This window comes from Methanofollis aquaemaris (assembly GCF_017357525.1).
In the GTDB taxonomy this organism is placed as follows: Archaea; Halobacteriota; Methanomicrobia; order Methanomicrobiales; family Methanofollaceae; genus Methanofollis; species Methanofollis aquaemaris.
Window position 1 is genome coordinate 210,105 of sequence record NZ_CP036172.1, and the last position, 11,644, is coordinate 221,748.

At 59.7% G+C, this 11,644-nt stretch carries 11 protein-coding genes; 5 read left to right on the plus strand and 6 right to left on the minus strand.

The window, feature by feature from the left end; all coding sequences use genetic code 11:
• Nucleotides 1-167: 167 nt before the first annotated feature.
• Together RJ40_RS00975 and RJ40_RS00980 are read left to right on the plus strand one after the other, a co-directional pair.
• Nucleotides 168-2,735 (plus strand): AAA family ATPase, encoded by a 2,568-nt coding sequence (locus RJ40_RS00975; protein ID WP_265581482.1) that lies wholly within the window; start codon nucleotides 168-170, stop codon nucleotides 2,733-2,735.
• Nucleotides 2,732-4,120 (plus strand): McrC family protein, encoded by a 1,389-nt coding sequence (locus tag RJ40_RS00980; protein ID WP_265581483.1) that lies wholly within the window; start codon nucleotides 2,732-2,734, stop codon nucleotides 4,118-4,120. The genes RJ40_RS00975 and RJ40_RS00980 overlap by 4 nt, the downstream gene beginning before the upstream one ends.
• Nucleotides 4,121-4,561: 441 nt before the next feature.
• Here RJ40_RS00980 and RJ40_RS00985 read toward each other — a convergent pair whose 3' ends face one another.
• Nucleotides 4,562-5,335, minus strand: a complete 774-nt coding sequence (locus RJ40_RS00985) for a hypothetical protein (protein ID WP_265581484.1) — start codon at nucleotides 5,333-5,335, stop codon at nucleotides 4,562-4,564.
• Nucleotides 5,336-5,835: 500 nt separating this feature from the next.
• Here RJ40_RS00985 and RJ40_RS00990 point away from each other — a divergent pair, with 500 nt between their 5' ends.
• Nucleotides 5,836-6,183 carry an ArsR/SmtB family transcription factor gene (locus RJ40_RS00990; protein ID WP_265581485.1) on the plus strand — a complete coding sequence of 116 codons (348 nt, stop codon included), beginning with the start codon at nucleotides 5,836-5,838 and terminating at the stop codon, nucleotides 6,181-6,183.
• Nucleotides 6,170-8,086 (plus strand): heavy metal translocating P-type ATPase, encoded by a 1,917-nt coding sequence (locus RJ40_RS00995; RefSeq protein ID WP_265581486.1) that lies wholly within the window; start codon nucleotides 6,170-6,172, stop codon nucleotides 8,084-8,086. The genes RJ40_RS00990 and RJ40_RS00995 overlap by 14 nt, the downstream gene beginning before the upstream one ends.
• 12 nt (nucleotides 8,087-8,098) lie before the next feature.
• Here RJ40_RS00995 and RJ40_RS01000 read toward each other — a convergent pair whose 3' ends face one another.
• Genes RJ40_RS01000 through nifS form a run of 5 tightly spaced genes read right to left on the minus strand, consistent with a single transcriptional unit; the run spans nucleotide 8,099 to nucleotide 11,117 of the window.
• Complete coding sequence (locus tag RJ40_RS01000) at nucleotides 8,099-8,512, minus strand: molybdenum cofactor biosynthesis protein MoaE (RefSeq protein ID WP_265581487.1); 414 nt, start codon at nucleotides 8,510-8,512, stop codon at nucleotides 8,099-8,101.
• A 12-nt stretch (nucleotides 8,513-8,524) separates the two neighbouring features.
• Nucleotides 8,525-8,803 carry a MoaD/ThiS family protein gene (locus tag RJ40_RS01005; protein ID WP_265581488.1) on the minus strand — a complete coding sequence of 93 codons (279 nt, stop codon included), beginning with the start codon at nucleotides 8,801-8,803 and terminating at the stop codon, nucleotides 8,525-8,527.
• A complete protein-coding gene (locus RJ40_RS01010) occupies nucleotides 8,800-9,525 on the minus strand; it encodes a HesA/MoeB/ThiF family protein (RefSeq protein WP_265581489.1) in 726 nt (241 codons plus the stop codon). Before RJ40_RS01010 ends, RJ40_RS01005 begins: the two co-directional genes overlap by 4 nt.
• A 4-nt stretch (nucleotides 9,526-9,529) precedes the next feature.
• A complete protein-coding gene (gene nifU / locus RJ40_RS01015) occupies nucleotides 9,530-9,931 on the minus strand; it encodes a Fe-S cluster assembly scaffold protein NifU (RefSeq protein WP_265581490.1) in 402 nt (133 codons plus the stop codon).
• Between the two features lie 4 nt (nucleotides 9,932-9,935).
• Complete coding sequence (gene nifS / locus RJ40_RS01020; protein WP_265581491.1) at nucleotides 9,936-11,117, minus strand: cysteine desulfurase NifS; 1,182 nt, start codon at nucleotides 11,115-11,117, stop codon at nucleotides 9,936-9,938.
• A 147-nt stretch (nucleotides 11,118-11,264) separates the two neighbouring features.
• Here nifS and RJ40_RS01025 point away from each other — a divergent pair, with 147 nt between their 5' ends.
• Nucleotides 11,265-11,588, plus strand: coding sequence for a transcriptional regulator (locus RJ40_RS01025; protein ID WP_265581492.1), 324 nt, complete (start codon nucleotides 11,265-11,267; stop codon nucleotides 11,586-11,588).
• Nucleotides 11,589-11,644 lie beyond the last annotated feature (56 nt).

The following is an 11,644-nucleotide window of genomic DNA, read 5'->3' on the forward strand; positions in this document are numbered from 1 at the left end:
TAGAGGATTTTTCGAGGGGGCCGGGGAGATATATTTCTGCCACGCGAAATCCAATCAGGCAGAGAGTGAGATCATCGCCACGAGGATCTGATTAATTTTCGATTAAAATTAAAATAAACATCTTTTTTACAGATAATATAGAAATAAGCCTATTCGGTGACCTTATATTGGCTACAGAACTCCAGGAAATACTTCAACCCTACATCCTCAGGTTTAAACAGGACTTCCCTGAACTTGAAGAAACAACATCAATTCAGGGGAAGACCGGGCTTGAAAGACGTGAATATGTAAAAAACAGTGTCCAGAGATTATTTTCAGAAGACACCGTCGACCACATCACAGAGGACGAACTCGTCGACCTCCTTGACTCTACCACGGCGATGTTTGGTTACATCTATGACAGCACCACCCTTCTGGAGGGTGTCGGGCTGGATACCTTCCTGACAAAGATGAAATACCTCCTGTATGGGGGTGGCGACCTTGCCGATCGGTATGCTGCGTTCATCAACGGCACAAAAAATGTCGGCCCTGCATTGACATCTGAACTCCTCTGCTCATTCTCCCCGGATGAATATGCATGCCTGAACGGGACCGCGGAGAAGGCCCTGAAGATCCTCGGACTCGACACCATGACCGCTCCAAAGACCGGGAGAAGGTGCGGTGAATACTACCTGGAGTTCAATGAGATCGCCGGCAAGATCCTCGCTGAGATTAGAGAAGACGCTGATCCACTCTTGCAAAATGCCGACTACTCGACCCTTGATTACTTCCTCTACTCGGTCGCCACGGTCAATTTCTGGAAGATCGCTCCGGGGAAAAATTCGGAAAATTGGGATCTCTGCAAATCCGAGAATGTCATTGCCGTCGGCGGGGAAGAACTGGTCATACCCTATGGCGAGTCGATCTTCGATCTCAGTCTGGAAGAACTGAAAGAAAAATATGCCGAGAAAGCGCCGGAGAGTTCAGAAAGGAGCATCAGCAACCAGATGGGCCAATACTACTGTTTTCTCCATGATATCAGGGTCGGTGATCTCGTCCTTGCAAATCGGGGTTATCAGGGCGTTCACGGCTGGGGCGTCGTCGTCTCGGGTCCGAAAGTACAGAAACAATGGAAATATCCAACCTATCATGAGGTGAAGTGGAGATCCACCGACGAGACGATCGTTGACTTAAAAAAATGCAAGCGGAATTTCCAGAATACAACTGTAGGACTTTCGTTCAAAGAATTTTATTCCATTGTTGAGGCAGACGGTGTCCTTCGGACAGAAAATTACTGGGTCTATCTCCCTCCCTCTCTGACAGACGGCCCCTGTGCACCCTTTGAAGACTGGAGAGAGGAGGGAGTCGTCGGTCTCCCATACCGGACACTTGCCGAGAAATACGGGGATGAACTGCTTGAGTTCTCTGATCCTGAGACCTTCAGGAAAATGATCGGGGACGACCCTGACAAAGACCCGATGAACGCCATCCTGGCCTATACCTTCCTCTTCACCCTGCAGGAAGGTGATACCATGCTCATCAGCAGAGGCCTGCAGACAGCCGTCGGTCAGGTCGTGGTCGTCTCTGAACCTGAGATTGACCCTGACAGAGAATACCCTATCTCCCGCGAGGCGGAGTGGGAAATCTTTGAGAATGAAGTTTCCATCCCCTCAGACCTCCAGCACGAACTCATCGATAAAAGATTGGTCAGGATCGAAAAAGCGGAGTATGAAGCATTGTTCCACCAGGACGCAGACACCATGAACCATCCGGAATTCACAAAAATGAACCGGTTGCTCAGGGCCAAAAACCAGGTGATCCTCTACGGCCCGCCGGGCACCGGCAAGACCTACACGGCACAGCGGTACATTGCCGCACACAACGCCGGGACACGCGCCTTCGTCACCTTCCACCCCTCCTTCGCCTACGAAGATTTCATCGAAGGACTCAGGCCGCGGACCGACGACGAAGGCCGGATCTGCTACGAGATCGATGACGGGATCTTCAAGACATTCTGCAGGGACGCCTTCAACGCCCTGATGAACGAAGCCGGTCTGGAGCGTCGGTGGGAGAAGGGCAGGAGCGTGCCGGCACTCTCGCCCGAAGAGAAGGCAGATGCCCTCGCCGCCCGCGAACGCGTTCCCTTCTTCATGGTCATCGACGAGATCAACCGCGGCGACATCCCCAGGATCTTCGGCGAGTTGATCACCCTTCTTGAGAAAGACAAGAGACTCTGCACCGAGAACGAACTCGTCACCACCCTTCCGTACTCAAAGACCGACTTCGGCATCCCGCCAAACCTCTTCATCATCGGGACGATGAACACCGCCGACCGCTCGATCGCCCTCCTCGACATCGCCCTGAGGCGGCGGTTCGGCTTCATCGAGGTGATGCCCGACTACGAGGTGCTGGAGGAGATGCTCGACAGCGACGATCCGGCCGTGCAGGAAATATTCGACCTCGCCGTCGACGCCCTCAGGGAGGTGAACGCCCGTATCACCAGGAACTACGACCGCGACCACCAGATCGGCCACAGTTATCTGATGAAACTCCAGGGGTGCACAACGCGGGACGAGGCGGTCGAGGGCCTCCGGACCACCTGGGAGTGCGAGGTCATCCCTCTCCTCCAGGAGTACTTCTACGACTCGCCGCAGAAACTCAGGGAGTGTCTCGGTTCTGACGTCGGCATGCCGGACGACGAAGAGGAGTTTCTCAGGGCGCTCTCCACTCTATCCCCCAACGAGAACCAGGTATGAACGCCACGGCGACGCTCTTTGAATTCCAGGCATACCCGTATGAGGTCGCAGGAACCGACTCTGTCGACGGGAACATCCTGCGCCTGACAGAAGAGACGCTGGCGGCCCTGGACGCCATGAACGCCACCCGACCCATCCTGGAGATCGGCCGGGAGACCATCAGGCCCCTGAACCTCGTCGGCGTCATGAAAGTTGGCGGGATCACCCTGGAGATCCTCCCCAAACTCTTCAAGGGCGAGGCATACCAGAGGCACCGGACCGTCATCGCCGGCAACCTCCTCACCATGCTCGCCTGCACGGAGAGACTCTCCATCAGGGAGGTGGACCTCGCCGGCCTCGACCTTGAGCAGACTGACCTCTTCGAGGTCTTTATTTTTCTCTTTGCGAAACGCCTCGCCCGCCTCCTCAAGAGCACGCAGAGACGGGAGTACACGCGGCAGGACGAGGAACTCCGTTTTGTCCGCGGACGGATCGACATCAGGGCCTACACAAACCCGGCCCGCCTCCACATCATCCCCTGCACCTTCCACGAATATTCGGTGGACAATCCTCTCAACCGGACGTTGAAGTACACCTGCCACCTGATGGCCCGGACCTCCCGCCGCACGGAGACCGTCAGGATCCTCAGGTCGATCACCGACCTCCTCGACGCCGTCACGCTCACCCCCGTCACCGTCGCCGAGGTGGACACCATCACCTTCACCCGCCTGAACAGGGCCTTCGAGCCCTTCATCAGAGTATGCAGGATCTTTCTTGCCAACGCCACCCTCACCCTCCAGGCATCCGACGTCGAGACCTTCTCCCTCCTGATCCCGATGGAGAGACTCTTCGAGGAGTTTGTCGCGGCGGTCATCGCGGAAGATCCCGCCTTCTTCTTCGGGCAGGAGATGGAGGTGGCGGCGCAGCAGAGGAACGGTCATCTGGTGAAGAGGATGGGCGGTGGCCATGCCTTCGCCCTCATCCCCGACATCGTCGCACGAGGACCGGCAGGGGAGACGATGGTCATCGACACGAAGTACAAAATTCTCAAAGAGGCCGAGACGGCCTACGGCGTCTCCCAGGCCGACATGTACCAGATCTTCGCCTATGTGGTCAAACTCCCGGCACAGGCCGGGATGCTTCTCTACCCCGACACCGAACTAAAGGCGCCCCTCGACTACGTGTACGATGTTTCAGGCCGGAAGGTTCCCCTCCTCGTCAGGTCGGTGCGCCTCTCCCATCCACTCGCGACGCGGGAAGGGCGGGAGGCGTTTCGGGAGGAGTTGGCCGGGGTGGTGCAGGCCCTCTACAATACCCGGACAGACCGGACCGGGGAACGTCATTCTGGCCTCGTCCTCGATCACAGATCCGCGAACAATGAGATCCCCGACCTTGCCGACCTCTGACCCCGACAGGGAGCATATCCGGAAGTTTCGGAGGGCTTGAACATGCCCCCGGATCAAAGCCTATTTTTTCGGCTCTATTGAATTGCGCATGAGGGGAGGGGCACGCTTCAGGCATACAGGATGAATATTGTTCAAGAGATCTTCAGATCAACGTGCCCTCCCGCACGCTCGCGCCGGCGACTCCGCCCCCGGACCCTTGAGATTGCGATAGGGCCGGGAAGGCAGAGGGCCGATCGTTCAGAGAGTGACTCTGACCTCTGTGTATCAAGTCCATGCGGGGCTTTGAGCGGTCAAATCCTCATTCATATCTTCTGGATCATTTTCATAGTCATTCGGCATGAGGCGTGCGTGCGCTTCATGCCCGATTCAATAGAGCCGAAAAAAGGATCAGATATTTGAGTGATGATCAGGCACTACAACATCCACATGCCTCGGACGCCCCTATCCAAGGATGCTTCTTAATTTCTGTGCATATTCACTATCTTTTCTGCTCTTCGGAAGGGTCTGAAGAATCTCAAGCACCCTCTCATAACGCTGAGAGGCATAGAATTCATCCGTAGGGTCGAATTTCGGATTACCCTGGACTCGCACCGGCATCCCGATACATCCAGGTGAGGATAAGATCGTGAGGGTCTCCCGCTCCTCCTGCGACCCGACGGCGACGACCTTGCCATGGATGCACAAGGCCTCATAAGGAACAAACCGGCCATCGATCCCGGCATCACACCGCCAGAACCTCTCTCCGGACTCCCGGATCTTCTTCATTCTTTCCTTGAGCAGCCAGATCTGTTTCTCGTACTCGCCGGCCTGGACAAATGCCTGGATCTCCAGATCCTCCACCTGCTCATCGGTGACCAGCACCCTCAGGCCGTCCGCCGGTCGTCTCGTGACCTGGATCTCATTCCGGCATTTCGGGCACTTTTTCTTTTTGAGCGGCTTATTTTTCAGGCGTACCCCACAGTACGGACAGATGGCCTCGACATTTCCGATGGGAACCAGGTCGTGCGGAATCTCCGCGACGATCTCATCGATCAAGAGATCATAGTCCACCTGCACCACAGCACCAGCATTCTGCGCCAGTGTGGATGCCGCGAATTGTTTGAAGGCCGTGGTCTCTTCGAATGGGACCTCGGGATCTTTGCCCCCGACCTGAGCGCGGGCGACCAGTTCCTCTGACAGGGCCCTGATGACCTCCTCCGGGTCATACCCATTCATGCCCCGCTGACCTCCCCCCAATCCGGACGGCACCTGGCTATGTTTTACCTCTGCGTGGCGGGCCTTCTTAGAACCACCAAAAAGATCATGAAATAGACCCATGGAATCACATCCCGGAGAGGTGATCGATAGTCTGAGGGCTCTGTCCGGGTATATCTCTCTCGACCATGCGAGCATCCAGGATGCACCCGGCCGCACATACACCCTGTGTCCTGATGGAACGGCCCCTCTCACGCTCCTTTCCTGTTACCTCCACCGTCTTTGCCATGGCCTATTCAATTCTATAATATACGTTCGATGCCATAAATTCATTTCCATATGGGTCTTAATGAATAATAAACAGTAAAAAAAGCCTGGATAATATAGATATAATTTTTAAGGCATTCCATCTGAAATCTCTCTCTTCAACGATCCGGAGACGCACCCGGATGGCAGGGCAATGGTCCGGACCCTGTCCTGGTCCCCAACACTCATATGAACACATGTTCATATGATCAATAATGCGAGACACCTGTGTGGTCAGGTGCATCCATCAGGATGCTGTCGAAGAAGCCAGAGACCATCTCATCGATGACCGGACCTGCCGGACCGTCACCGAGATCTTCAGACTCCTTGGCGACGACACCAGGCTCAGGATCCTCTTGGCCCTGAACTGCAGGGAACTCTGCGTCTGCGACCTTTCGGTCCTTCTCAACCTGAGTCAGTCGGCGGTCTCTCACCAACTGCGCCTCCTGCGCGGGGCGGACCTGGTGAAGTTCAGAAGAGAAGGAAAGGTCGTCTACTACTCCCTTGCCGACGACCATGTGATCGACCTGCTCAGCGTGGGGATCGAGCATGCCAGGGAGTGAGGGCTGCAGCTGCAGGGCCTGCGGCCATGCCGAAGAGGAGAGACCGGGACGGCGGGAGGTCGTGCTCATCGCGGGAGCCGCCGTGCTCCTCGCCGCAGGCCTCTTTGTCGACTGGACAACCCCGTACGGGAACGCGGCCCTTCTGCTCTTCGTCCTCTCCGCGCTCGCCGCCGGGTACGACCTCCTGAAAAACGCCCTCCGCTCACTCGTAAGGCTCAGGTTCACGATGGAAGTCCTCATCGCCATCGCAGCCGTGGGGGCCTTTCTGATCGGACACGCCGAGGAAGGAGCGAGCGTTCTCGTCCTCTTTGCCGCGGCCGAACTCCTTGAGGCCCATGCGGCGGATCGGGCGCGTCGCTCGGTCTCTGAACTCTTCTCCCTGGCACCGGTGAACACCCTGGTGCGCCGGGATGGAAGATGGAGAAAGGTGGAGGTGCACGAGGTCGCGGTCGGTGAGGTCGTGCTGGTCAGACCCGGCGATCAGGTGCCCCTCGACGGCGTCGTGGCGTCGGGGGCCTCCTCGGTGAACCAGGCGGCCCTGACCGGTGAGAGTCTCCCGGCTACAAAAGGAGTGGGAGACGAGGTCTTTGCCGGCACGCAGAACCTTGAGGGTTCTCTGGAGGTGGAGGTGACGCGGCGCGATACCGAGAGCACCCTTGCGCGTGTCGCCGCCTACGTGGAGGAGGCGCAGCAGCGGCGGTCAGGGGCCGAGAAGTTCATCGAGCGGTTCGCACGAATCTACACGCCGACGGTTATCGCCGGCGCCCTTGCCGTCACCGCTCTCCTGCCCCTCATCTTCGGGATCCCGTTCGCCGACTCGGTCTACCGCGCCCTCTCCCTCCTGGTCATCGCCTGCCCCTGCGCCCTCGCCCTCTCGACCCCGGTCTCGATGGTCTCCGGGATCACCGCCGCGGCCAGACAGGGGATCCTGATCAAGGGGAGCGACTATCTTGAGACGGTGGGGAAGGCCAGGACCGTGGTCTTCGACAAGACCGGCACCCTCACCACCGGCCGGTTGGAGGTGGCCGCCGTCCTGGCGTCTGACGATACCGGTGAAGAGGAGGTGCTCAAAACCGCCGCCGCCCTGGAGGCGAGGTCGGCCCACCCGATCGCCGCGGCGATCATGGAAAGGGCACGGACGGCCGGGGTCGCGGCCGGACCGGTCGAGGGGTTTGTTGCCGTCCCCGGCGCCGGGGTGCGGGGCGTCGTCGGGAGTAGGGAGTGTGCCCTCGGAAACCGTCGTCTCTTCCCCGATATGAGCACAGGAGAGTGGGAGAAAAAAGCCCGGAACCTTGAAGGCCGCGGCCTGACCGTCGTCTTCGTCGGTGTCGGCGGTCGGGTGGTCGGGCTGATCGGTTTGATGGACGCGATCCGGGAGGACGCCGCCAGGACCGTCGCCGACCTGCGTGCGCAGGGTATCAGGACCGTGATGCTCACCGGGGACAACGAAGAGGTCGCGGCGGCGGTCGCCGGGCGCCTCGGGATCGATGAGTATCAGGCCGCCCTCCTCCCGGTGGACAAGATGCAGGTCGTCGAAGACCTGACCGCACGCCTCGGACCGGTGGTCATGGTCGGCGACGGCGTCAACGACGCTCCGGCCCTCGCCCGCGCCGACGTCGGGGTTGCGATGGGCGCGATCGGTTCCGACATCGCCATCGAAACCGCCGACATCGTGCTGATGAACGATCAGGTCGGCGGGATCAGCACGCTCATGACGCTGAGCAAAAAGACGATGCGGGTGGTCCGTCAGAACGTCGCCATCTCCATCGTGGTGAAAACCGGAATCGCCATCCTCGCGGTGCCCGGCCTCGTCACCCTCTGGATGGCGGTGGCATTCGGGGACATGGGGCTCTCGTTTGCAGTCATCGCCAACGCCCTCAGGATCCCCTGGGAGAGGAGGTGATAACCTCCTCTCTCAAGCACTCTTCTGTGTCTCGCCGGCCACCCACTCGTCGCCGCCGGCCCTGTACTCTTTCTTCCAGATCGGCACCGTCTGCTTGAGCCGATCGATGACGTACTCGCAGGCGGGAAATGCCTCCTTCCGGTGTCCGGCGCCGACGACGATGACCAGGATCGTCTCGCCGACCTCGAGTCGCCCGATCCGGTGGACGATGTCCACCGAGTCGATGGCATATCGCTCCATCGCCTCGTCCCGGATCGTCGAGAGTTCTTCGTGTGCCGCCTCCTCGTAGGCTTCGAGTTCCATCGTCTCAAGCCCGTCGTCGTCCCTGACAACCCCGACAAAAGTGACCAGCGCGCCCATCTCAGGCGTCTGTGCCGCCCGGATCAGCGCACCGGCGTCGATCTCGTCATGTGTGATCGTGATCATCTTTCTCTCCATTTATCCGCCGGCGACCGGCGGGAAGACGGCGACCTCGTCCCCGTCAGAGAGAGCCGTCCCGCCGACCGCGGCATCTTCGACCCGCCGCCGGTTGTGCATCAGCACCACATGGCTCAGGAGCCGACCGTCTCCGTCGAAGAGGGCGGCATGTCCCTCCTCGCGGCTCTCCGCAAACTTCTTGAGAAGAACGTCAAGCCCGGCCTCTTCGGGGAGGTCGATGACCTGCTCGGACCCGAAGATCTCCCTGAACCGTGCAAAAGCCCGTACTCGTACCTTCATTTCGTCTCCTTGCACGCTGTGCAGGCATCGTCCCGCACGATCTCGATCGAGTCGGTCGTCCCTCTCAGTCCGTCCAGAATGAGCAGACGCCCGGCAAGGAGTTCGCCGGTGCCGGTCAGATACTTGATCGCCTCGTTTGCCTGGATCATCCCGATCAGACCGGGTGTCGTGCCGACCGCCGGGAAGACCACTTTCGGCGGGGCCTTGGGGAAGATACATCTGAGACACGGGGTCTTGCCCGGGATGAGCACCGTCGCCTGCCCGTCGAACCCGCTGATCGCACCGTGGATGAAGGGGATCCCCTTCTCGATGGCGACCTGGTTGAGGACGTACCTCGTCTCGAAGTTGTCCAGGGCGTCGATGATCACGTCGGCGTCCCCGACCAGATCGGCGGCGTTCGCCTGGTCGATCGTCGTGGAGACGGCATTCACCCTGATCTGCGAGTTGAAGGCGGCCAGTTTCTCCCGCACCGAGTCGACCTTCTTCCGCCCGACGTCCTTCTCATAATGGAGCACCTGCCGGTTGAGGTTGGTGATCTCGATATGATCGTTGTCGGCAATCGTGATCGTACCGATCCCGGCGGCGGCAAGGTAGAGGGCGATCGGGCACCCCAACCCGCCGGCGCCGGCGATGAAGACATGGGCATTATCAAGGCGTTCCTGCCCTTCTTTTCCAAAGAGCATCACCTGGCGGGCATAGCGGTCCGTCTCTCCGGCCGACACCTTCTCATGCCTCCCGACGATCGTCCTGCCAGGGAGACAGGCCGCGGCGTTGCCGGTAGTCGTTGATCGCCGCGTGGATCCCCTCCTCGGCCAGCACTGAGCAGTGGAGTTTCTGGGGCGGCAGGCCGTCGAGGGCCTCGGCGACCGCTCTGTTCGAGAGGGCCCATGCCTCCTCCAGGTCTCGACCCTTGATCAGGTCGGTTGCCATGCTTGAGGAGGCGATCGCCGCCCCGCACCCGAAGGTCTGGAACTTCACGTCGGTGACGACGTTCTCTTTCACCTTCAGGTAGATCTTCATGATGTCGCCGCAGGCGGGGTTGCCCACCTCGCCGACGCCGTCGGCGTCAGGGATCTCGCCCTGATTTCTTGGGTTCATGAAATGGTCCATTACTTTTTCGTTATACATAGTTTCACCTGGTCCTCAGTTCAGGGGGTGTCAACGGGGACATGTCCCGTAGTCTCTGGACGATGCCGGGGACGACCTCCAGCACGCGCTCGACCTCCTTCTCAGTGGTCTCTTCTCCCAGGGTGAGGCGCAGCGAGCCGTGGGCCTCTTCGGCCGGGAGACCGCAGGCGAGGAGGACGTGCGAGGGGTCGAGAGACGCCGACGAACAGGCGCTTCCGGTCGATGCAGCGATTCCATGGGCATCGAGCAGGAGAAGGATCGACTCTCCCTCGATATATTCGAAGGCCACATTGACGTTGTTTGGCAGGCGTTCGGTCGGGTGGCCGTTGAGCCTGGTGTGCGGGATCTCCAGGAGTTTGCCGATCAGGCGGTCCCGCATCCTGGCGATCTTCGCGGCGCGGCCGGGTATGTCTCTCGTCGCCCGTTCGATCGCCGCGCCCAGGCCGACGACGCCGGGGACATTCTCAGTCCCGGCCCGCCGGCCGCGTTCCTGCGCCCCGCCATGGATGAGAGGGTCGAGCCGTACGCCTTTCCTGACATAGAGCGCCCCGGTCCCTTTGGGGCCCGCGAACTTGTGGCCGGAGAGGGAGAGGAGGTCGATCTGCATCGCGTCGACGTCGATCGGGACCTGGCCGACGGCCTGGACGGCGTCGGTGTGGAAGAGGACACCGTGTTTGTGGGCGATCGCGCCGATCGCGGCGATGGGCTGGATGGTGCCGATCTCGTTGTTGGCCGTCATCACCGAGATGAGGATGGTCTGGTCGGTGATCGCCTCTTCGACCGCGGCCGGGTCGACCATGCCGTACCGGTCGACCGGGAGGTAGGTGACCGAGAAACCCTGCTTCTCCAGCCACTCGCAGGTGTGGAGGACGGCATGGTGTTCGATGACGGTCGTGATGATGTGGGTGCCTTTGTTCTTATGGGCGAAGGCAACCCCTTTCAGTGCCCAGTTGTCCGACTCGGTCCCGCCCGAGGTGAAGAAGATCTCCCTGGGCGAGGCGCCGAGGGCGGCGGCGACCTGCTCGCGGGCACGGGCCACCGCCTCCTTCGACCTGGCCGCGATCTCGTACAATGACGAGGGGTTGCCGAACTGTTCGGTGAAATAGGGAAGCATCGCTTTGACGACCTCCGGGTGGGTGGGGGCCGTCGCTGCGTGGTCCATATAGATGAATGTGTCTGGAACCATTCTGTACCTCTCCTGTATCCTGCGTGCCGGGGCACGGTCAGGTGCATGTGCTCCTGCAGACAAAGGTATTATGTGTCACGGGGGCGAATTCACAATTGTGAATGTATCCTTAACGTCACATTCCGACCATTTTAATGTTGTGATACCATGAAGTTGCCATGTCAGGTGATCGTCTGGGACGTCCTGCCGGCCATCAGGGCGGCGATCGCAGAAGAACTTGTTGAATGCGGGGCCTCGCAGCAGGAGATCGCACAGATGATGGGGATCGCTCCTTCTGCCGTCTCCCAGTACCTTTCCAAGAAACGTGGCTACAAGATCGTCTTTGAAGGCGAGGTGCGGGATTCGATCCGCCGGCTTGCAAAAGACCTCCATGAGGGCAGGGTCGACGACCTCTCCAGACGGATCTGCCAGATCTGCATGCAGATGCGCGAGGAGGACGAACCCTGCCGTTCCGACCTCGCCAACGATTGAGAGGGGGGGCGGCAGAAGATATATGCGGTGAGGTGACGATTGGCGGGTGTAGAGGG